At 58.0% G+C, this 22,724-nt stretch carries 18 protein-coding genes and 1 other RNA gene; 8 read left to right on the forward strand and 11 right to left on the reverse strand.

The window, feature by feature from the left end; all coding sequences use genetic code 11:
- Positions 1-21: 21 nt before the first annotated feature.
- From greA to grpE, 7 genes are all read right to left on the reverse strand, one after another.
- On the reverse strand, positions 22-498 hold the full coding sequence (gene greA, locus BFQ01_RS11110; protein WP_053137809.1) for a transcription elongation factor GreA: 477 nt from the start codon (positions 496-498) through the stop codon (positions 22-24).
- Complete coding sequence (gene carB, locus BFQ01_RS11115) at positions 495-3,716, reverse strand: carbamoyl-phosphate synthase large subunit (RefSeq protein ID WP_027605362.1); 3,222 nt, start codon at positions 3,714-3,716, stop codon at positions 495-497. Before carB ends, greA begins: the two co-directional genes overlap by 4 nt.
- 104 nt (positions 3,717-3,820) lie before the next feature.
- Positions 3,821-4,957, reverse strand: coding sequence for a glutamine-hydrolyzing carbamoyl-phosphate synthase small subunit (gene carA, locus BFQ01_RS11120; RefSeq protein ID WP_027605361.1), 1,137 nt, complete (start codon positions 4,955-4,957; stop codon positions 3,821-3,823).
- Between the two features lie 259 nt (positions 4,958-5,216).
- Positions 5,217-6,023 (reverse strand): 4-hydroxy-tetrahydrodipicolinate reductase, encoded by an 807-nt coding sequence (dapB, locus tag BFQ01_RS11125; RefSeq protein ID WP_027605360.1) that lies wholly within the window; start codon positions 6,021-6,023, stop codon positions 5,217-5,219.
- Between the two features lie 10 nt (positions 6,024-6,033).
- Positions 6,034-7,158, reverse strand: a complete 1,125-nt coding sequence (dnaJ, locus tag BFQ01_RS11130) for a molecular chaperone DnaJ (protein WP_065925314.1) — start codon at positions 7,156-7,158, stop codon at positions 6,034-6,036.
- A gap of 318 nt (positions 7,159-7,476) precedes the next feature.
- Complete coding sequence (gene dnaK / locus BFQ01_RS11135; protein ID WP_053137821.1) at positions 7,477-9,390, reverse strand: molecular chaperone DnaK; 1,914 nt, start codon at positions 9,388-9,390, stop codon at positions 7,477-7,479.
- Positions 9,391-9,492: 102 nt separating this feature from the next.
- A complete protein-coding gene (grpE, locus tag BFQ01_RS11140) occupies positions 9,493-10,053 on the reverse strand; it encodes a nucleotide exchange factor GrpE (RefSeq protein WP_027605357.1) in 561 nt (186 codons plus the stop codon).
- 254 nt (positions 10,054-10,307) lie between these two features.
- On the opposite strand from grpE, the gene recN reads away from it, so the two are divergent.
- Positions 10,308-11,981: a DNA repair protein RecN gene (recN, locus tag BFQ01_RS11145; protein WP_065925315.1), complete on the forward strand. Its 1,674-nt coding sequence runs from the start codon at positions 10,308-10,310 to the stop codon at positions 11,979-11,981.
- Between the two features lie 85 nt (positions 11,982-12,066).
- On the opposite strand, the gene fur is transcribed toward recN, so the two are convergent.
- The gene (gene fur / locus BFQ01_RS11150) at positions 12,067-12,471 is read right to left on the reverse strand and encodes a ferric iron uptake transcriptional regulator (protein WP_010562662.1); all 405 of its coding nucleotides are present in this window, start codon (positions 12,469-12,471) and stop codon (positions 12,067-12,069) included.
- A gap of 98 nt (positions 12,472-12,569) precedes the next feature.
- On the opposite strand from fur, the gene BFQ01_RS11155 reads away from it, so the two are divergent.
- Positions 12,570-13,097 (forward strand): outer membrane protein assembly factor BamE, encoded by a 528-nt coding sequence (locus BFQ01_RS11155; protein ID WP_065925316.1) that lies wholly within the window; start codon positions 12,570-12,572, stop codon positions 13,095-13,097.
- A gap of 62 nt (positions 13,098-13,159) precedes the next feature.
- Here the strand turns inward: BFQ01_RS11155 and BFQ01_RS11160 are convergent, their stop codons facing one another.
- Together BFQ01_RS11160 and BFQ01_RS11165 are read right to left on the reverse strand one after the other, a co-directional pair.
- Positions 13,160-13,462 (reverse strand): RnfH family protein, encoded by a 303-nt coding sequence (locus tag BFQ01_RS11160; protein WP_065925317.1) that lies wholly within the window; start codon positions 13,460-13,462, stop codon positions 13,160-13,162.
- A complete protein-coding gene (locus BFQ01_RS11165; protein ID WP_027605353.1) occupies positions 13,455-13,889 on the reverse strand; it encodes a type II toxin-antitoxin system RatA family toxin in 435 nt (144 codons plus the stop codon). The genes BFQ01_RS11160 and BFQ01_RS11165 overlap by 8 nt, the downstream gene beginning before the upstream one ends.
- 168 nt (positions 13,890-14,057) lie before the next feature.
- On the opposite strand from BFQ01_RS11165, the gene smpB reads away from it, so the two are divergent.
- Positions 14,058-14,540 (forward strand): SsrA-binding protein SmpB, encoded by a 483-nt coding sequence (smpB, locus tag BFQ01_RS11170; protein ID WP_014719962.1) that lies wholly within the window; start codon positions 14,058-14,060, stop codon positions 14,538-14,540.
- 35 nt (positions 14,541-14,575) lie between these two features.
- Here smpB and BFQ01_RS11175 read toward each other — a convergent pair whose 3' ends face one another.
- A complete protein-coding gene (locus BFQ01_RS11175) occupies positions 14,576-15,343 on the reverse strand; it encodes an FCD domain-containing protein (RefSeq protein ID WP_027605352.1) in 768 nt (255 codons plus the stop codon).
- 261 nt (positions 15,344-15,604) lie between these two features.
- On the opposite strand from BFQ01_RS11175, the gene BFQ01_RS11180 reads away from it, so the two are divergent.
- The 5 genes from BFQ01_RS11180 to BFQ01_RS11200 all read left to right on the forward strand — a co-directional run bounded on the left by BFQ01_RS11180 (position 15,605) and on the right by BFQ01_RS11200 (position 22,574).
- Positions 15,605-17,299, forward strand: coding sequence for a lactate permease LctP family transporter (locus BFQ01_RS11180; RefSeq protein WP_065925318.1), 1,695 nt, complete (start codon positions 15,605-15,607; stop codon positions 17,297-17,299).
- A gap of 105 nt (positions 17,300-17,404) precedes the next feature.
- Positions 17,405-20,215 (forward strand): FAD-binding and (Fe-S)-binding domain-containing protein, encoded by a 2,811-nt coding sequence (locus BFQ01_RS11185; RefSeq protein ID WP_065925319.1) that lies wholly within the window; start codon positions 17,405-17,407, stop codon positions 20,213-20,215.
- A gap of 137 nt (positions 20,216-20,352) precedes the next feature.
- Positions 20,353-20,631 (forward strand): hypothetical protein, encoded by a 279-nt coding sequence (locus BFQ01_RS11190; RefSeq protein ID WP_027605349.1) that lies wholly within the window; start codon positions 20,353-20,355, stop codon positions 20,629-20,631.
- A gap of 93 nt (positions 20,632-20,724) precedes the next feature.
- Positions 20,725-21,121, forward strand: a transfer-messenger RNA (tmRNA) gene (gene ssrA / locus BFQ01_RS11195).
- 187 nt (positions 21,122-21,308) lie between these two features.
- Positions 21,309-22,574 carry an integrase domain-containing protein gene (locus tag BFQ01_RS11200; protein WP_065925320.1) on the forward strand — a complete coding sequence of 422 codons (1,266 nt, stop codon included), beginning with the start codon at positions 21,309-21,311 and terminating at the stop codon, positions 22,572-22,574.
- Positions 22,575-22,724 lie beyond the last annotated feature (150 nt).

A 22,724-nucleotide genomic window follows, 5' to 3' on the forward strand; every position in this document is an offset into this window, starting at 1 on the left:
GCACGAAGCGGGCGCCGCCTTTCAGATGTGACGAACTTCAACAATCTCGTACTCGATCACACCGCCTGGCGTTTTGACAGACACCACATCCCCCTCTTCCTTGGCGATCAAGGCACGGGCCAGTGGTGAGCCGACGGAGATCTTGCCGAGCTTGAAGTCAGCCTCGTCCTCTCCCACGATGTGGTAGACCACGCTCTCGTCAGTCTCGACGTTGGCGATCTCCACGGTGGTGCCGAAAATCACCTTGCCCGTGTGCGGAATAGTCGTGACGTCGATGATCACCGCATTCTGCATACGGCCTTCGATGTCACGGATCCGCGCCTCGACCATACCCTGCTGCTCACGAGCAGCGTGGTATTCGGCGTTTTCCTTCAAGTCACCCAGCTCGCGGGCCGTACCGATGTCCTGGCTCAGCTTTGGACGTACGACCTTGGTCAGATGGGCGTGCTCCTCTTCCAGGGCCTTGGCGCCCTGGACGGTCATTGGGTATTTGATCATGCCTTCAATCCTGCGTGTAGATCCTGCAAGCGACGCACGGTCTTTTCCGGACCGAACTTGAGCGCTTCGCAGATAGCTTCGCCAGCAGCAATAGTGGTGGTGCAGTAGATCTTGTGCTGCAAGGCATTACGGCGAATGGAGTAGGAATCCGCGATCGACTGGCGACCTTCGGTGGTATTGATGATCAGCGTGACTTCATCATTCTTGATCATGTCGACCACATGCGGACGGCCTTCCGTCACCTTGTTCACGCGGCGCACTTTCAAGCCGGCCGCTTCGATCAGCTTGGCGGTCCCGGCAGTTGCCACGATTTCAAAACCCAAGTTGATCAGATCACGGGCCACGCCTGCAACCAGCGGCTTGTCATCATCACGCACACTGATAAACGCAGTACCGCCGGTCGGCAGCACTTCGCTGGCGCCCATCTGGGCCTTGGCGAACGCTTCACCGAAGGTGTCGCCCACGCCCATCACTTCACCGGTGGACTTCATCTCCGGGCCCAGGATCGGGTCCACACCAGGGAATTTGGCAAATGGGAACACTGCCTCTTTCACACTGTAGAAGTTCGGAATGATTTCCTTGGTGAAGCCAATTTCCTTCAGGGTCTTACCAGCCATCACACGCGCAGCGATCATGGCCAGGGACACGCCGATGCACTTGGAAACGAACGGCACGGTACGCGAAGCACGCGGGTTGACTTCAATGACGTAGATGTCTTCGCCCTGCAGCGCCAACTGTACGTTCATCAGGCCGACAACACCCAACTCCAAGGCCATTTTCTTGACCTGCTCGCGCATCTCATCCTGGATATGTGCAGGCAACGAGTACGGCGGCAGCGAGCACGCGGAGTCACCGGAGTGAACGCCCGCCTGCTCGATGTGCTGCATGATCGCGCCGATGACCACGTCGGTACCGTCGCAAACTGCATCCACGTCCATTTCGATGGCGCAGTTGAGGAAGTGGTCCAGAAGCACCGGGCTGTCGTTGGACACTTTTACCGCATCACGCAGGTAACGCTTGAGCTCTTCTTCTTCGTAGACGATTTCCATGGCTCGGCCGCCCAGTACGTAGGACGGACGCACCACCAGCGGGTAGCCGATCTTGCTGGCTGCACGGATGGCCTCGTCTTCGCTGCGCACGGTAGCGTTTGGCGGCTGGCGCAGGTTCAGGCGCTCAACCATTTGCTGGAAGCGCTCACGGTCTTCGGCACGGTCGATGGCGTCTGGGCTGGTGCCGATGATTGGCACGCCGGCAGCCTCAAGGGCACGCGCCAGTTTCAGCGGGGTTTGGCCGCCGTACTGGACGATCACACCTTTTGGTTTCTCGACACGACAGATTTCCAACACGTCTTCCAACGTTACCGGCTCGAAGTACAGACGGTCTGAAGTGTCGTAGTCAGTGGAAACAGTTTCCGGGTTGCAGTTGACCATGATGGTCTCGTACCCGTCTTCGCGCAGTGCGAGGGCGGCGTGTACGCAGCAATAGTCGAATTCGATACCCTGGCCGATACGGTTCGGACCACCGCCCAGGATGATAATCTTGTCGCGGCCCGACGGCGCGGCCTCGCACTCTTCCTCGTAGGTGGAGTACAGGTACGCAGTGTCGGTGGCGAACTCGGCGGCACAGGTGTCAACGCGCTTGTAGACCGGGAAGATCTCCAGCTTGTGGCGATGCGTGCGCAGGTTTTTCTCGGTCACACCCAGCAGCTTGGCCAGGCGCTGGTCGGAGAAGCCTTTGCGCTTGAGGCGGAACATCATGTCGCGGTCGATGCTGGCCAGACCCAGGGTCTTGACCTTCTCCTCTTCCTTGATCAGATCTTCGATCTGCACCAGGAACCACGGATCGATCATGTTCATGCCAAAGATGTCTTCGACAGTCATGCCGGCGCGGAAGGCATCAGCCACATACCAGATACGCTCGGCGCCCGGTACGGTCAGCTCACGCTTGAGGATGCTCATGCTTTCCGGATTGCTCAGGTCAAGCTTCTCGTCCAGGCCGCAAACGCCCACTTCCAGGCCACGCAGGGCTTTCTGCAAGGACTCCTGGAAGGTCCGGCCGATAGCCATGACCTCACCCACCGACTTCATCTGGGTGGTCAGGCGCGCGTCGGCCTTGGCGAACTTCTCGAAGGCAAAGCGTGGCAGCTTGGTCACGACATAGTCGATGGACGGCTCGAAGGACGCCGGCGTAGCGCCGCCCGTGATTTCGTTTTGCAGTTCGTCCAGGGTGTAACCGATAGCCAGCTTGGCGGCGATACGCGCAATCGGGAAACCGGTCGCTTTCGATGCCAGCGCCGAAGAACGCGATACACGCGGGTTCATCTCGATCACGACCATGCGGCCGGTGTCCGGGCAGATGCCGAACTGAACGTTGGAACCACCGGTTTCAACGCCGATCTCACGCAATACCGCCAAAGAGGCGTTACGCATGATCTGGTATTCCTTGTCCGTCAGGGTCTGCGCCGGAGCAACGGTGATCGAGTCACCGGTGTGCACACCCATCGGGTCGAAGTTTTCGATGGAGCAGACGATGATGCAATTGTCCTTTTTGTCGCGGACAACCTCCATCTCATACTCTTTCCAGCCAATCAGGGATTCGTCGATCAGCAGCTCTTTGGTCGGAGACAGGTCCAGGCCACGGGCGCAGATTTCTTCGAACTCTTCACGGTTGTAGGCAATGCCACCACCGGTGCCGCCCATGGTGAAGGACGGACGGATAATGCACGGGAAGCCCAGCTTTTCGAGAACTGCGTTGGCCTCCTCCATGCTGTGGGCGATACCGGAGCGCGGGCAGTCAAGGCCGATGGACTTCATGGCCTTGTCGAAGCGCGAACGGTCTTCAGCCTTGTCGATGGTGTCGGCGTTGGCGCCGATCATCTCTACGCCGAATTTTTCCAGGACGCCTTCGCGCTCCAGGTCCAGGGCGCAGTTCAATGCAGTCTGGCCGCCCATGGTCGGCAGCAGTGCGTCCGGACGCTCTTTCTCGATGATCTTGGCAACCGTCTGCCACTTGATCGGCTCGATGTAGGTAGCGTCGGCCATGTCCGGATCGGTCATGATGGTGGCCGGGTTGGAGTTCACCAGGATGACGCGGTAACCCTCTTCGCGCAGGGCTTTACAGGCCTGGGCGCCGGAGTAGTCGAATTCGCAGGCCTGGCCGATAACGATCGGGCCAGCGCCGAGAATCAGGATGCTTTTTATGTCTGTACGTTTTGGCATGGGTTTGTCACTCAAATCCGCAGGTCAGTCGGCAAGCCGTCTTGAACAATCTTCGAAGAGCCTGCAGGGGCCACCAAGGTAGGGGCCGCCCGCAGGCCGCTCAGTCAGCGTCGCTTGGCCATCTCATTGATGAAACGGTCGAACAGCGGTGCTACGTCGTTCGGGCCCGGGCTTGCTTCAGGGTGGCCCTGGAAGCTGAACGCGCTCTTGTCAGTACGCTCGATACCCTGCAGGGAACCGTCGAACAACGACTTGTGAATCGCGCGGACATTGCTCGGCAAGGTCGCTTCATCCACCGCAAAACCGTGGTTCTGGCTGGTGATCATCACAACGCCGGTGTCCAGGTCCTGCACAGGGTGGTTGGCGCCGTGATGACCATGACCCATTTTCAGGGTCTTGGCACCGGAGGCCAGCGCCAGCAGCTGGTGACCGAGGCAGATGCCAAATACCGGAATCTCGGTTTCCAGCACTTCCTTGATGGCCTGGATGGCGTAGTCACAAGGCTCCGGATCACCCGGGCCGTTGGACAGGAACACGCCGTCAGGTTGCAGGGCCAGCACGTCGCTGGCAGGCGTTTGCGCCGGCACCACGGTCACGCGGCACCCACGCTCGACCAGCATACGCAGGATGTTGTACTTGACGCCGTAGTCGTATGCGACCACGTGATACGGCAGGTCAGCCGCTTCGATAGTCTCGTGGCTGTCGGTCTTCAAGTCCCAGACAGTGGAGCGCCACTCGTACTGCTCCTTGGTGCTGACGACTTTCGCCAGGTCCATGCCTTTCAGGCCTGGGAAGCCTTGCGCTGCAGCAATCGCCGCTGCTTCGGAAATATTGTCACCGACCATGATGCAGCCATTCTGCGAGCCCTTTTCACGCAGGATGCGCGTCAGGCGGCGCGTATCGATACCGGCGATCGCCACAACGTTGTTGGCTTTCAGGTAATCGGACAGCGACATCGTGTTACGCCAGTTGCTCGCAACCAGTGGCAGATCACGAATGACCAGACCCGCCGACCAGACACGATCAGACTCAACGTCTTCCGGCGTAGTACCGGTGTTGCCGATGTGCGGATAGGTCAGGGTAACGATCTGTTGGGCGTAGGAAGGATCGGTAAGGATTTCCTGATAGCCGGTCATGGCGGTGTTAAACACCACCTCTCCAACGGTTTGACCGTCGGCTCCAATGGCTTCGCCGCGAAAAATGCTGCCATCAGCAAGGGCGAGTATGGCTGGCTTAGTCAAGAAGACCTCCCGTAAATAAAGCCTGAAAGGGCGATCGCAGGTTGTAAAAAAGCGGAGTGACGTATGGACACGTCACCCCGCTTCTTCACTGAATTATTCTGCGCGCTTTTAGTGGACACACTAAAGCTGTAGCTTACAGAAAAAGGCTTTTTTGGTCCACCGCTAATGAGCCTTAAAGGCAGGAGAATGCGACGGGACGTCGCTTAGCGGGTAAAAACGGGGCCTTAGGGTAATCCCGAGGCCCGGTTTTAGCTACTGCTTAGTGCAGATCCAACACATCGCGCATATCGTACAGACCAGCCTCGCGACCTTCCAACCAGAGCGCAGCACGCACCGCGCCCTTGGCGAATGTCATGCGGCTCGAAGCCTTGTGGGTAATTTCCAGGCGCTCACCCTCGGTAGCAAACAATACCGTGTGGTCGCCCACCACATCACCGCCACGGACGGTCGCAAAACCAATGGTGTCACGCGCACGCGCACCGGTATGCCCTTCGCGACCGTAAACCGCCACCTTGGACAGATCACGCCCCAGCGCATCAGCAATAGCCTCACCCATGCGCAGCGCGGTACCCGACGGCGCATCGATCTTGTGACGGTGATGCGTCTCGATAATCTCGATATCCGCCTCATCCCCCAACACCCGCGCCGCCATGTCCAGCAACTTGAGCGACAGGTTCACGCCGACACTGAAGTTGGCAGCGAAGACGACGGGAATATCCTTGCCCGCCTCCTCCAACAACTGCTTCTGCTGCGCAGTCAAACCCGTGGTACCAATCACCATCGCCTTGCCCGCCTTGCGGCAGAACGCGAGGTTTTTCAGCATCACCTCCGGCAGGGTGAAGTCGATCAGCACATCGAATTCGTCAGCCACCTGCTCCAGGCTGCCTGACAATGAGACACCGATACGCCCCAGCGAAGCCAACTCACCCGCATCCGCACCGATCAACGTGCTACCGGGACGAACAATCGCCGCGGTCAGCCCAGAGGCCGGGGAGCGCTGCTGCACCGCCTCGACCAGCGTCTTGCCCATGCGCCCGGCAGCGCCCATTACGGCTATACGTCGCATACTCACTTCCTTACAGGTCGCCGAAGAAGCGCTTCACGCCTTCGAAAAAGCCAGTGGTTTTCGGCGAATGCGTGTCATCGCCCTCCAGCGAACTGCGGAATTCCTCAAGCAATTCACGCTGACGGCGCCCCAGATTGACCGGAGTCTCCACGGCCACACGACACATCAAGTCGCCAGCACCACCACCGCGCACCGGCGCTACGCCCTTGCCACGAATACGGAACTGCTTGCCGGTCTGCGTACCTTCAGGGATCTTGAGCTTGACCCGACCGTCCAGGGTCGGAATCTCCAATTCGCCACCCAGGGCTGCATCGACAAAACTGATCGGCACTTCACAGAACAGGTGCTTGCCGTCGCGTTGGAAGATCGAGTGCTCGCGCACATTGATCACCACGTACAGGTCGCCCGTCGGACCGCCCTGGGTACCGGCCTCACCCTCACCCGACAGACGAATACGGTCTCCGGTATCCACACCCGCCGGCACTTTTACCGCCAGGGTCTTGTACTCTTCGACGCGACCTTCGCCGTGGCAGGAATCGCACGGATCGGAAATGATCTTGCCCTGCCCATGGCAACGCGGACAGGTCTGCTGCACCGAGAAGAAACCCTGCTGCATACGCACCTGGCCGATACCGCCGCACGTCGGGCAAGTAATCGGCGCGGAGCCTTTCTTGGCACCCGAACCATCACACGGCTTGCAGTTAACCAGCGTCGGCACGCGGATATTAACGCTGGTGCCACGCACGGCTTCTTCCAGATTCAACTCCAGGGTGTAGCGCAAGTCGCTGCCACGCTGGGCACCGCCACGCTGACCACCACGGCCACCGCCGAAGAAGTCACTGAATACATCGCCGAAAATATCGGAGAAGTTCTGACCGCCAAAACCGGCACCGCCGCCACCCATGCTCGGATCGACACCGGCATGTCCATACTGGTCGTAGGCCGCACGCTTGTTGGGATCAGACAAACATTCGTAGGCCTCGTTGGCCTCTTTGAACATATCTTCGGATTCTTTGCTATCCGGATTACGGTCCGGGTGGTGCTTCATTGCCAGGCGACGGTAAGCCTTTTTCAGGTCCGCCTCGCTGGAGCCGCGCTCCACACCCAATACTTCGTAATAGTCACGCTTTGCCATAAGTCTTTGCACTCTTAAGGACGTTCAGCCAGACCCTCCTGAGCCTGGCTAAACTCGTTGAGCCCCAATACAGGCCCGGACCCAACTCACGTCAATTCAACGATCCTGGTCATTACTACTTTTTAGCCAGGGACCCGGCCAAAAACGCGGTATTTATTGCTCGGAAAGCAGGAGCATCCCCGATCACACCGCCAACATCCGAACGCTGTCGCATGCTGTAAAAATTCACATACCCCAGACACGCCAACGCGGGAGCAAGCTCCCGCGCGGCGACATCCTACCAGCCACCGCTTGATAGCGGTCAACCGGGCGACCAACTTACTTCTTGTCTGTAACTTCTTCGAACTCGGCATCGACAACATCGTCTTTAGCTTCAGGCTCTGCCTTTTGAGCAGCACCGTCAGCTGGCTGAGCCTGTTCGGCGTACATTTTTTGAGCCACTGGCGCGGAGACTTTCGACAATTCTTCAACCTTGGCTTCAATGGCAGCCTTGTCGTCGCCTTTGACAGCGGCTTCCAGGGCAACTACAGCAGCTTCGATCGCAGCCTTCTCTTCAGCGGTCACTTTCTCGCCAGCATCAGCGATCATTTTGCGTGTCGAGTGAACCAGTGCGTCGCCCTGGTTGCGGGCACCTGCCAGCTCTTCGAACTTCTTGTCAGCTTCAGCATTGGTTTCAGCATCACGGATCATCTGTTGAATTTCTTCATCAGAAAGACCGGAGTTGGCCTTGATGGTGATCTTCTGCTCTTTGCCGGTAGCCTTGTCTTTCGCACCTACGTGCAGAATGCCGTTGGCGTCGATATCAAAGGTCACTTCGATTTGTGGCACGCCACGTGGTGCTGGTGGAATCTCAGCCAGGTCGAACTTGCCCAGGGACTTGTTCTGAGCAGCCTGCTTACGCTCACCTTGCAGCACGTGAATGGTCACAGCACCCTGGTTATCATCAGCCGTCGAGAACACCTGGGATTTCTTGGTAGGAATCGTGGTGTTTTTCTCGATCAGCGCAGTCATCACGCCACCCATGGTTTCGATACCCAGGGTCAGCGGGCTTACGTCCAGCAGCAACACGTCTTTCACGTCACCGGCCAATACCGCGCCCTGGATGGCAGCACCCATGGCGACCGCTTCGTCCGGGTTCACATCTTTACGTGCTTCTTTGCCGAAGAACTCGGTAACCAACTTCTGAACCAGTGGCATACGGGTCTGACCGCCTACCAGGATCACGTCGTTGATCGCACCAACATCAATACCGGAGTCTTTCAGCGCAATGCGGCATGGCTCGATGGTGCGTTGAACCAGGTCTTCGACCAGCGCTTCCAACTTGGCGCGAGAGATCTTCACGTTCAAGTGCTTAGGACCGGTGGCGTCTGCAGTGATGTACGGCAGGTTAACGTCGGTCGACTGAGCGGAAGACAGCTCGATCTTGGCTTTCTCAGCAGCTTCTTTCAGGCGCTGCATCGCCAGCGGGTCACCCTTGAGGTTCATGCCGCTTTCTTTCTTGAATTCGTCAACGAGGTAGTCGATCAGACGAATGTCAAAGTCCTCACCACCCAGGAAGGTGTCACCGTTGGTGGCCAACACTTCGAACTGGTGCTCGCCGTCTACTTCAGCGATCTCGATCACGGAAACGTCGAACGTACCGCCACCCAGGTCATAAACGATCACGGTGTGATCGCCCTTGGCCTTGTCCATACCGTAAGCCAGAGCAGCTGCGGTCGGTTCGTTGATGATACGTTTTACATCCAGGCCCGCGATGCGGCCGGCGTCTTTGGTCGCCTGGCGCTGGCTGTCGTTGAAATAGGCTGGAACGGTGATCACCGCCTCAGTCACTGTCTCACCCAGGTAATCTTCGGCAGTCTTCTTCATCTTCTTCAAGATTTCAGCCGAGATTTGCGGTGGCGACATTTTCTGGCCATTTACTTCAACCCAGGCGTCACCGTTGTCAGCCTTGGCGATCTTGTAAGGGACCATTTTGATGTCTTTCTGTACGACTTCTTCGTCGAACTTACGACCGATCAGGCGCTTCACCGCGTACAGGGTGTTATGCGGGTTGGTCACAGCCTGGCGCTTGGCCGACTGGCCAACCAGGATTTCACCATCGTTGGCGTAAGCGATGATCGACGGCGTGGTACGCGCGCCTTCGGCGTTTTCGATTACTTTTGCAACGCCGTTTTCCAACACGGAGACGCAGGAGTTGGTGGTCCCCAGGTCAATACCGATAATTTTGCCCATGATTTACTCTCCCGAAACTTGAATTTGGTTGCCGCAGCAGTGGTGGCTAACTGCGGTAGCACTTAAACGCTTGACTTATAAATGGGGGCCTTGCGGCGGATTTCAAGCCTGCTCATCAATAGAAGGTGCAACGGGTGCAGGAGCCTTGCTCACTACCACCATTGCAGGGCGCAACAGGCGACCGTTGAGCTGATAGCCCTTCTGGAACACTTTCAACACACTGTTGGGTTCGAGGTCGTGGCTTTCTTGCATGGCCATGGCCTGGTGAAGCTCAGCGCTGAACGGTTCGCCGCCTTGCGGATCAATGGCTTCCAGCTGATAACGCTTCAGGGTGTCCTGAAACATTTTCAGGGTCAGTTCGATCCCTTCGCGCATCGGGCGGATGTTTTCGTCATCCGGGTTGGACAACTCTAGGCCACGCTCCAGGCTGTCAATAATTGGCAGCAGGTCGCCCGCGAACTTCTCCAGCCCGAACTTGTGAGCTTTTTCTACGTCCTGCTCGGCACGGCGGCGGACGTTCTGCAGATCGGCGGCAACACGCAAAGACTGATCCTGCGCAGCGGCCAACTGCTCTTCGAGCACTTGCACACGAGTTGCCAGTTCATCACCGACAGCCGAATTGGCGTCCGGAGTTTGCGTATCCTGCGTCTGTTCGTCAGCCATAGATTTCTCCTTTCAAAATCATGCGCGAACTCAACTCGCGCTTCTGTTCCGGTATATGGGGCCACAATTTCCAGGTTCAAGGGTGCAGGCTCTACCAAAAGTCTTTCGCCTGCCCCAGATCAACTTCGCCCCGATCATTCTCCTTTGCACTAAAAAAGCCGGGCGACCGAGCAAATTGAGCTAAGCATCAGGATTGTCAGCCCAGAACAAAACACTGTATAAATAACCAGACCTAAAGCCTGGGAGCGGCCGTCATGCTCGTGCACCTGTCTGTACACAACTACGCCATCGTTGAACATCTGGATCTCGAACTGGATCGCGGGATGAGCGTAATCACAGGCGAAACCGGCGCCGGCAAGTCGATCATGCTCGACGCCCTGGGCCTGACCCTGGGCGACCGCGCCGACAGTGGCGTGGTGCGCCCCGGCGCGGATAAGGCCGACATTCTGGCCACCTTCGACCTCGCGGACATCCCCGAAGCCGAAGCCTGGCTGGTCGAGCGCGACCTTAATAACGACGGTCCGTGCATCCTGCGCCGAGTCATCACCGCCGAGGGCCGCTCGCGCGGCTATATCAATGGAACCCCCTGCCCCCTTGGCGACCTGAAGGCCCTGGGTGAACTGCTGATCGACATCCATAGCCAGCATGAACACCAATCCCTGCTCAAAACCGACACCCACCGCCGCCTGCTTGACGAGTACGCTGGCGCCACCGACCTTGCCCGACAGGTACAACTGGCCGCCCAGCGCTGGCGCCAGACCCGACAGGAGCTGGAGCGACTGTCCAATTCCGGTGACGAGCAACGCGCTCGCCATCAATTGCTCAGCTATCAGCTTGAAGAGCTGGAAAGCCTGGGTCTTGGCGAAACCGAGCTGGAACAACTGGAACAGGAACACAAGAACCTCACCAACGCCGAAACCCTGCTGTCTATCTGCCGCCAGGTAGTGGAGCAATGCAGCGAGAGCGATTCCGGCAATGTGCTCAATGCGCTCACGGCCAGCCTCAACCGACTGTCCAGTGTTAACAGCGCCTCAAGCTCACTGAATGAAGCCACCACCCTGCTGACCAGTGCGCAAATCCAGGTAGAAGAAGCCGTCGGCGAACTCAATCGCTTTCTTGACCATTTCGACGCCGACCCGGCGCGGCTGCAGGAAATAGAAGAGCGCCTGGACACCATCTATACGCTGGCGCGCAAACATCGAATCCAGCCCACCGAAGTGGCAACCATGCAGCAGAAGCTGCTGGATGAAATCGAGACCCTGAACGCGAATGACGAATCCATTGAGCGACTGGGCCAAGAGCTCGGCTCTTTTGCCCGCCACTATCAGGAGAAGGCCCGCGAGCTGAGCGATCTGCGCCAACAGGCCGCCACCAGCCTGGCTGGCGCCGTCGAGCAGGAAATTCAGCGCCTGGGCATGCCGGGCGGGCGCTTTACCATCGAGTTGCGCACCAACGCCAGCAATGAACTGCAGCCCTACGGCCTGGAGCAGGTAGAACTACTGGTCAGCGCCAACCCCGGGCAACCGCTCAAGGCACTGGCAAAGGTGGCGTCTGGTGGTGAGCTGTCGCGAATCAGCCTGGCGATCCAAGTGATTACCGCGCAAACCTCACGGGTACCGACACTGGTGTTCGATGAAGTAGACGTAGGTATCGGTGGCCCCACGGCGGAAATTGTGGGTCAGTTACTGCGCCGCCTGGGGGATCGCGGCCAGGTGCTGACCGTTACTCACTTGCCACAAGTGGCGGCTCAAGGACATCAGCACTTGTTTGTGCACAAGGTGAGAGACAGCGAAGCGACACACACAGCGGTATCCAAGCTGAACAAGTCGGAGCGCGTGGAAGAAGTGGCGCGGATGCTCGGAGGGATCGACCTGACCAAAGAATCTTTGGCACACGCGAAGAAAATGGTCGTAGCCGCCAAGGCCTGAGCCGAGCTTTTCCTTCTTATAGAAAGCACGAAGGCGACCCCAGGGTCGCCTTCGATCGTTTCGCAGAGCAATTCTGCGTCGCTTTTTACTTTTTCTTACGGATGTACAACACAAGATTGTGGTCGACCAAATCGAAACCATGCTCCTCAGCAATTTCGTGCTGGAGCTTTTCGATTGCCGGGCTGGTGAACTCGATAACCTCATTGGTATCCAGGTCAACCATGTGGTCGTGATGACCACCGTCAGCCAATTCGAACACTGCATGACCGCCGTCGAAATTATGACGAACCACCAGCCCTGCGGCTTCAAACTGGGTCAGTACACGGTAAACCGTGGCCAGGCCGACGTCCTCGTTAGACTCCATCAGCGCCTTGTAAACATCCTCGGCACTCATGTGGCGCTGCTCAGCAGAATCGAGCATTTGTAGAATCTTGACTCGTGGCAGAGTCACTTTAAGACCGGCTTTGCGTAGTTCGCTATTTTCAACCATGGTTAGCTTTCTCGCGGATGCTGCTTCGCAGCTTCTCTTAATACGGGTATGATCGGCGTTTACGTTGTCCCAGCCAAGATAGTGGAAGTCGCCCACCGATGCAAAACACCAAGCTCTTGCTAACCAGTTTCACCTTTGTGGGACTGCTCGCACTCGCCGGTTGTTCATTCCCCGGGGTTTACAAAATCGACATCCAGCAGGGCAATGTCGTCACGCAGGACATGATAGACCAGTTACGCCCGGGAATGACCCGACGGCAAGTACGGTTTATTATGGGCAACCCCCTGCTGACCGACACTTTCCACGCCGATCGCTGGGATTATCTCTATAGCCTGCAGCCTGGTGGCGGTGAACGCCAACAGGAGCGTGTCAGCGTCATTTTCAATGGCAATGACCAGCTTGTCAGCCTGTCGGGTGACTTCATGCCAGGCGTAAGCCGTGATCAAGCGCTGCTCGGCAACGATAACGGCACCAACGTGACTGCACCTGTGCAGGAAAGCGAGAAGCCGAAGTCCGAAATACCAGCCAAGCCAGGCTCCTTGCTCGACAAGATCCAGAAAGACGTCGACGGGGTCGAAACGGTCCCTGTCCCGACGCCTCAGCCTCTGGACACCAGCCCGCAGTAACATTGCGGCGCATATAAAAAGCCCGGCATGCCGGGCTTTTTGTTGCCTGTCATTCAACCAGCTTATGGATGCTGCCGCTTCGCCAACGCCGCCCTGGCGGCACGCAGCCTGCGCACTTCTTTAGGGTCCACAAGCAAGGGCCGATAGATTTCAATGCGATCGCCCGATTGCACGGGACGCACCTCAGCATCCGTGACGACCTTACCGAATACCCCCAAGGGGCAAGCAGCCAGATCCAGTTCAGGAAACTGCATAGCCATCCCTGACAACTGCACTGCTGCACGCAGACTGGTTCCCGAAGCCACCGTCAGCGCCAGCAGAACCTGGCGATCCTCGGCGGCATAAACCACCTCGATCTCAACCATGCAATTGCTTGGCTCGCTGGCAGAATGCATCCACCAGGGTATTGGCCGCCTGATTGAACAACGGCCCCAATGTGGCCCGCACAATCGGCCCAGCGTAATCAAACGACAAATCCAGGCTGATCTTGCAGGCCTTGTCGGTAAGCGCCTTGAAAACCCATACACCATGCAGCTGGGTAAACGGCCCTTCCTGCAAATTCATTTCAATGGACTTGCCCGGCACCAGCGCATTCCGCGTAACAAAGTGCTGACTGAGCCCGCCTTTCGCCACCCCAACACTGGCAACCATATGTTCATCACTGCTTTCCAGCACCTCGGCAGTTGAGCACCAAGGCAGGAATTCCGGGTAACGCGCCACGTCGTTGACCAGGTCATAGAGCGCCTGCGCCGGATAGGGCAACAGGGCCGAACGTTGAATATGCGTCGTCATGTGTGCGTGATTTCCACAGCTGAGCGGCAAACATCGCGAAACAACAGTCCGATCCGCGAAAGAAAAAAACCAAAGAACTGCCGGTATTGTCCGGGATTCGACCAACACGCTCAAGCACGCAGGTTGACCGTAGCCGACACGCTCGCAACTCCCTATAATGCCGCCCCTATGGCTAAACAAAAGAAACACCCCACAGGGACCATCGCGCAAAATAAAAAAGCGCGACACGATTACTTCATCGAACATCGGTTCGAGGCTGGTCTGGTCCTGGCCGGCTGGGAAGTAAAGAGTCTGCGTGCCAGCAAGTTGCAACTGGTCGACAGCTACGTATTGCTCAAGGATGGCGAGGCATGGCTGCTTGGCAGTCATATCACCCCGCTGACAACCGCGAGCACCCACGTGATTGCCGACCCGGTGCGCACGCGCAAACTATTGCTCAATGCCCGCGAACTGGAAAAGCTCGCCGCAGCCGTACAGCAGAAAGGCTATGCCTGTGTCTGCCTGTCCTGGTATTGGAGCAAGCACCTGGTCAAGTGCGAGATCGCACTGGGCAAGGGCAAGAAGGAATACGATAAGCGTGATACTGAGCGCGAACGCGATTCCAACCGCGAACTGCATCGCGCGGTGCGCAACAAAGGCAAGGAAGAATAATCCTTGTAACGATGTAGCCTCGGGACTTCCCCCGGCTACATCCCCTTGCGCCGCTCCGCCCGCGCCACGCGCTGAACCTCCTGACGTACTTCCTCCAACACTTCCTGCACGTACTCCAGGTGACGTGTCGAGACTTCTCGCGCGTGTTCTGCCCGGCCCTCGATAATCGCCATGTACAGCTCCCGGTGCTGACTGATCAGCATGTCGCGCGTCTCCGTACGTTGCTGATACATGCCGCCAATATTGGTCACCACGTTACGCTTGAGCAGGTCGAACAAGCCGCGAATGGTGTGCAGCAACACCGCGTTATGGCTGGCCTCCGCAATGGCCAGGTGAAACTGTGCATCCGCAGCCCCCTCCTCGACCCGGCTCACGTCATCAACGCGGGCATAGCAATCCTGCAACGTCTCGAATGCAGCGGTCAGCCGCTCACGGTCGACCTCAGTCGCTCGCAATGCTGCGTAATAAGCACAGGACGCTTCAAGGGTCTGGCGAAACTCCAGCAGGTCACGCTGGGCCTCAGGATTGTTTTCCAGCAGATGCAGCAGCGGATCGCTGAACGTCGAGCCCAGTGACTCGGCAACATAATTGCCCCCTCCCTGACGGCTCACCAACAAGCCCTTGGCCGCCAGCTTCTGAATCGCCTCCCGCAACGACGGACGCGACACACCAAACTGTTCAGCCAAAGCGCGCTCGGCCGGCAAGCGTTCACCCGACTTCAACGTGCCCTCAAGGATCATCCCCTCAAGCTGCTCGACAATATCGTCAGACAAACGGCGCTGACGCACCTGATCAAACCCCATAACTCACTCCCCACCATCCCGACCACTCGCCGGGGCCTCTATTCTGGCCTATCGCCGCCCTTCCAGCACCTATCAGAACCGCTTCGATTCACCCGATCAAACCACCTCGCCTGCCGGGCTACGACCAAAGTTTCGCGAGCGGCAAATTGACACATCCCGCGAAGACTTTTAACCTAGCCTCCAGCGATTGTAAATTGGTATTACCAATTATCCAAGTCGACTATGAAGTGCCTGACCAACAACAATTAGGGGCCACCCCATATGCAAACCTGGCAACAGCTCTACAGCCCGCTCGGCAGCCTCGGCCTGTCCGCACTGGCCGCCGTTATTCCGATCGTGTTTTTCTTCCTGGCTCTGGCCGTGTTTCGCCTCAAAGGCCACGTGGCCGGCAGCATCACGCTGGCGTTGTCGATACTGGTAGCGATCTTTGCCTTCCACATGCCAGTGGACATGGCGCTGGCCGCCGCTGGCTACGGTTTTGCCTATGGCCTGTGGCCTATTGCCTGGATCATTGTCGCGGCGGTGTTTCTCTACAAACTCACCGTCAAGAGCGGCCAGTTCGAGATCATCCGCAGCTCTGTCCTGTCGATCACCGATGACCAGCGCCTGCAGGTGCTGTTGATCGGCTTCTGCTTCGGCGCATTCCTGGAAGGTGCTGCCGGTTTCGGCGCCCCCGTGGCGATTACCGCCGCACTGCTGGTAGGCCTGGGCTTCAATCCGCTGTACGCGGCCGGCCTGTGCCTGATTGCCAACACCGCACCCGTCGCCTTTGGCGCCTTGGGAATTCCGATCATCGTTGCCGGGCAAGTGACCGGAATCGATGCATTCAAGATCGGCGCCATGACTGGCCGCCAACTGCCGCTGCTGTCGCTGTTCGTGCCGTTCTGGCTGGTCTTCATGATGGACGGCCTGCGCGGCGTTCGCGAAACCTGGCCGGCTGCGCTGGTCGCGGGCCTGAGCTTTGCCATCACCCAATACTTCACGTCCAACTTCATCGGCCCGGAACTGCCGGATATCACCTCGGCCCTGGCCAGCCTGATCTCTCTGACCCTGTTCCTGAAAGTATGGCAACCCAAACGCACTGCGGGCGCGCAGATTGCCGGTGCCACTTCCGACACAGCGATTACCGCCAGCGCCGGCGGCTTCGGCCTGCCGCGCAGCACCGTCGCCTCACCTTACAGCCTGGGGCAGATCTTCAAGGCGTGGTCACCGTTCCTGATCCTCACCGTGCTGGTCACCATCTGGACCCTCAAACCGTTCAAGGCGATGTTCGCCGCAGGCGGCTCGATGTACAGCTGGGTATTCAACTTCGCGATCCCGCACCTGGATCAAATGGTGATCAAGGTTGCACCCATCGTGACCAACCCGACTGCGATCCCAGCGATATTCAAGCTGGACCCGATTTCAGCGACCGGTACCGCTATTTTCTTCTCGGCACTGATCTCGATGCTAGTCCTGAAGATCAATATCAAGATTGGTCTTACCACTTTAAAAGAGACCTTCTACGAGTTGCGGTGGCCGATCCTGTCTATCGGCATGGTGCTGGCATTCGCCTTTGTCACCAATTACTCCGGCATGTCTTCGACCATGGCGCTGGTATTGGCTGGCACTGGTGCAGCCTTCCCGTTCTTCTCGCCGTTCCTAGGCTGGCTGGGGGTTTTCCTGACAGGCTCCGACACATCGTCCAACGCCCTGTTCAGCTCGTTGCAAGCCACCACGGCGCACCAGATCGGCGTCAACGACACGCTTCTGGTCGCTGCAAACACCAGCGGCGGCGTGACCGGCAAAATGATTTCGCCGCAATCGATCGCCGTGGCTTGCGCCGCTACCGGACTGGTGGGTAAAGAATCCGACCTGTTCCGCTTCACCCTCAAGCACAGCCTGTTCTTCGCCACGATCGTCGGGCTGATCACCCTGGCCCAGGCTTACTGGTTTACCGGCATGCTGGTGCACTAAAGCCGTAGCAATAGGGTCATAACCGACGCCAGGCTATAACTTCGGCGTCGGCTTTGCGCAATCGTGTCAATACGGCGCCCGGGGGGTGCTGATCCTGGAGGACCAATGAGTCTGCCTGCCGCTTTCCTTGCTGACGTCGCACAGCTGATCCCACAAGATCGACGTTTCGACGATCCACTTTCCACCCTCGCATTCGGCACCGACGCCAGCTTTTACCGATTGGTCCCACAACTGGTGATCCGCGTCGAATCGGAAGACGAAGTGGTGGCGCTGCTGCAACTGGCCCAGCGTGAACGTGTGCCGGTAACCTTCCGCGCAGCCGGCACCAGCCTGTCCGGACAAGCGATAAGCGACTCGGTACTGATCGTACTGGGGGACAATTGGAACGGCCGTGAGATTCGCGGGCAAGGCACTCAGATCCGCCTGCAACCCGGCGTGATCGGCGCACAGGCCAACGCCTGGCTGGCGCCATTCGGGCGCAAGATCGGCCCAGACCCGGCGTCGATCAATGCCTGCAAGATCGGCGGAATCGTCGCCAACAACGCCAGTGGCATGTGCTGCGGTACGGCGCAGAACACCTACCACACCCTGGCCGGAATTCGTCTGGTCCTGGCCGATGGCAGCCGCCTCGATACAGAAGACGCAAGCAGCGTTACGGCGTTTCGTGAACAGCACGGCGCACTGCTCGAGCGCCTGGCCACACTCGGCCGTGAAACGCGGGCAAACGCTGAATTGGCAGCAAAAATCCGCCACAAATACCGTCTGAAAAATACCACCGGCCTGTCACTCAACGCCCTGGTGGATTTTGATGAACCACTGGATATCCTCAGCCATTTATTGGTGGGCTCCGAGGGAACCCTAGGGTTTATCAGCGCAGTCACCTACGACACCGTGATCGACCACCCGAACAAGGCGTCGGCGTTGATCGTATTTCCGGATGTGGAGACCTGCTGCAACGCAGTCACCATCCTGAAAACCCAACCGGTGTCGGCTGTCGAGTTGCTGGACCGACGCAGCATGCGCTCGGTGCAGAACAAACCGGGCATGCCCGCATTCGTACAGCACTTGTCAGAAAGTGCCTGCGCCCTGCTGATTGAATCCCGCGCCGCATCGCCCTCATTGCTGCATGAACAATTGGCGCTGATCATGGCGTCGCTGGCCGGTTTCCCGGTGGAGAAACAGGTCGACTTCACCGAAGACCCTGTGGAAAACGCCCGCCTGTGGGCCATCCGCAAGGACACCTTCCCCGCCGTAGGTGCTGTACGCAAAACCGGCACCACGGTGATCATCGAAGACGTCACCTTCCCGGTCGAGCAACTGGCCATTGGCGTGAACCGCTTGATCGAACTGTTCGACAAACATCACTACGACGAAGCCATCCTTTTCGGACATGCCCTGGAAGGCAATCTGCACTTTGTGTTCACCCAAGGCTTCAACAGCGCGGAAGAAGTCACACGCTATCAAGCGTTCATGGATGACGTCGCGAAATTGGTGGCCGTGGAGTTCGGCGGCTCGCTGAAAGCCGAACACGGCACCGGCCGCAATATGGCACCGTTCGTGGAGCTGGAATGGGGCAGCGACGCCTATCAATTGATGTGGCAACTCAAACGCCTGCTCGATCCCAACGGCATTCTCAACCCGGACGTGGTGCTCAGCGAAGATCCGCAGATTCACCTCAAGCACCTCAAGCCGCTGCCTGCGGCCGACGAGCTTGTGGATAAGTGCATTGAGTGCGGTTTCTGTGAACCGGTATGCCCATCGAAGGGCCTGACGTTGAGCCCGCGCCAGCGCATCGTGATCTGGCGAGATATACAGGCGAAAAAACGCGCCGGCGTCGACACCACCGAATTGGAAGCGGCCTACCACTACCAGGGCATCGACACGTGCGCCGCCACCGGCCTATGCGCCCAACGCTGTCCGGTAGGAATCAATACCGGCGACCTGGTGAAAAAACTGCGAAGCCGTGACGCCGACCGTACGAAAACCGCCGAATGGCTGGCCACCCATTTCGCCACGGCACTGCAAGGTGCACGCTTTACCCTGCATGTAGCCAATGGTGCACGCATGCTGCTGGGAGCGCCTCGCCTGGCGAAGCTGTCGGCCACCATGACCAAGTTGTCCAAGGGACAGATTCCGCAGTGGACCAACGCCATGCCACAACCGGAAAAAGCCATTCGTTTCAGCCCGGCGGTGACGGATGAGCGGCCACGGGTGGTCTACCTGGCGGCCTGCGTCTCACGCGCCATGGGCCCGGCGGCCGGTGATAAAGAGCAGATGTCTTTGTACGAAAAAACCCAGGGCCTGCTGGAAAAAGCCGGTTACCAGGTCGTGTTTCCCGACAACCAGGACAACCTGTGCTGCGGCCAGCCTTTCGCTTCCAAAGGCTACGCCGAACAGGCAGAACACAAACGCCAGGAACTGATCGGCGCCCTGCTCCATGCCAGCCGCGGCGGCCTGGACCCGATCTATTGCGACACCAGCCCCTGCACCCTGCGCCTGGTGCAAGACCTCGGCGAAACGCGCCTGGACCTTTACGACCCCGTACGTTTCATCCGCACGCACCTGATGGACCGTCTCGATTTCACCCCCCAGGAAGCGCCGATCGCCGTACACGTCACCTGCAGCACCCAACACCTGGGAGAAAGCCAGGCCCTGATCGACCTCGCCCGCCGCTGTGCCAAAACCGTGGTGATCCCGGAAGGCATTCACTGCTGCGGGTTTGCCGGCGACAAAGGTTTCACCACGCCGGAACTCAACGCCCACTCGCTGCGCTCCCTCAAGGATGCAGTGCAGTATTGCAGTGAAGGCATCTCCACCAGCCGCACCTGCGAGATCGGCCTGAGCCAGCATGGCGGCATCGACTATCACGGATTGGTGTACCTCGTGGATCGCGTGACCCAGGCCCGCGCCCATTAATCCCGCAAAAAAACAGAACCCCTGCGCGCTGGCGTAGTCATCTGCATAGGCCTCGACGCACGAGGCCCATCAGTGATGTCGCTGGCAGCCCATGAACGCCAGCAGCGTCGAGCCTTTTTTGCGCAAGGAGATACCCTATGAAGCGTTCCGCTCTTGCTGGCTTGTTCATTACCGCTGCGATGTTGGCCTCCCCTGCTTTCGCTGCTGGCGAGCCCGACCTGTGCAAGATCAACCTGGACAAAATCAACAACGGTAAAGCGCTGCTCGCCACCGACACCAGTGGCAAAAGCGGCGAAATCGACACAGCCGTCTCCCAGGCCAAGGCTGCCCACGCCGCCGGTGACGACAAGAAGTGCATCGAAATCACCTCCAAGGCCCTGCAAGACCTGCAGAACCTGGACAAAGGCGGTCAATAAGCGCAGGGCCAACCTTCGGGTTGGCCTTCCGTGACCGTTTGGCGTACACTGCACAGGCTTGTCACTCACTATGAAACAACGAGTTACAAGCACGGGGCCGTTTAGGATTCGACGCCGGTCGCGAAACTTTAGGTGCATGCCGAGTTGGTAACAGAACTCGTAAATCCACTGTTGCAACTACTTATAGTTGCCAATGACGAAAACTACGGCCAGGAATTCGCTATCGCTGCGTAAGCAGCCTTAGACCTGAGCTTCTGGTACCTTCGGGTCCAGCAATCACCAGGGGATGTCTGTAAACCCAAAGTGATTGTCATATAGAACAGAATCGCCGTGCAGTACGTTGTGGACGAAGCGGCTAAAACTTACACAACTCGCCCAAAGCACCCTGCCCTTCGGGTCGCTGAGGGTTAACTTAATAGAAACGGCTACGCATGTAGTACCGACAGCGGAGTACTGGCGGACGGGGGTTCAAATCCCCCCGGCTCCACCACTTCATCATCTAAAGACGTCCACGGACGTCTTTTTTTGTGTCTAAAATCCAGCAAATACAGGGTCTTGGCGGCCATTACGGTCTTTGTAGCATCTTGGAGTTCCAGAAGTTTTGGTATTCCAAACGGTATTCCAGCCCTTCCGGTGCTAATCTTTGGAATACCAAATCAGTGTCTGAGGGAAATCTCATGACTGCTCAAACTCTCCGCCTCTCCGATCGACAGCTCAAGGGAGTCAAACCCGCGCCCAAGGATTACGTCCTCACCGACGGGGACGGTTTGCAACTCCGTGTACGCAGCAACGGCTCTCTGCTGTGGAATTTCAATTACCGTGAACCGGTGACTAAGAACCGAATTAACATGGGCTTGGGTACCTACCCAGAGCTTTCGTTGGCGAACGCCCGAAAGATGGCAGTGCAAGCACGCGAGCTGCTCGCCCAAGGCATCGATCCGAAAGTGCAGCGCGATACGCTAAATGAGGCCAAGCGCGCAGAAACGGAACACACTTTCGAGAACGTAGCCACTGCCTGGTTCGAGCTTAAGAAAGACTCGGTCACGCCGGCCTACGCCGAGGATATTTGGCGGTCGCTCACGCTGCATGTGTTCCCCGATTTGAAGACGACGCCACTCGCGAAAATCACCGCGCCGATGGTGATCGAGCTGCTTCGTCCAATCGAAGCGAAAGGCAGCCTGGAGACAGTTAAGCGCCTTAGTCAGCGCCTTAACGAGATCATGACCTACGGCGTGAACTCCGGTCTGATCTTCGCCAACCCGCTGAGTGGCATCCGGGCGGTATTCAAGAAACCCAAGAAAGAAAACATGGCCGCGCTCCCGCCCGAAGAGCTACCCGAGCTCATGCTGGAACTCGCAAACGCCAGTATCAAACGCACTACCCGCTGCCTTATCGAATGGCAGTTGCATACCATGACTCGCCCTGCTGAAGCGGCGACTACTCGCTGGGCAGACCTCGATTTCGAAAGGCGTGTCTGGACCATTCCTCCGGAGCGGATGAAAAAGCGACGCCCACACAGCATCCCGCTAAGCGATCAAGCCATGGCATTGCTGGAAATACTCAAATCCCATAGCGGTCATCGAGAGTATGTTTTCCCGGCAGACCGAAACCCACGTACTCACGCCAATAGCCAGACAGCCAACATGGCGTTGAAGCGCATGGGCTTTCAGGACCGCTTGGTCAGCCACGGCATGCGCTCAATGGCCAGCACAATCCTGAACGAGCATGGGTGGGATTCGGAACTAATCGAAGTCGCGTTGGCGCATGTCGATAAAGACGAGGTTCGAAGCGCCTACAACCGGGCGGATTATATCGAACGCCGGCGTCCGATGATGGCTTGGTGGAGTGAGCATATCCAGAAGGCGGCCACCGGCAGCCTGTCGGCAGCCGCGATCAAAAACACCAGAGACCTCAACGTCGTACCGATACTCGGAGTATCCTGAGGCCGGTAGCACCAGCGAAAAACCGTGTAAACGCGTAGTACAGCATGGCGACGGACTTTACGACTACCCCCAAATCTCTGGTACGCCTGCGCTCCTTAGTCAAAGCCCCTGAGTATGGGAAGGCTCCGCATTCCCATACTCAGGGGCTCA

It is taken from the genome of Pseudomonas sp. 8 R 14 (assembly GCF_900005955.1).
Lineage (GTDB): Bacteria > Pseudomonadota > Gammaproteobacteria > Pseudomonadales > Pseudomonadaceae > Aquipseudomonas > Aquipseudomonas marginalis.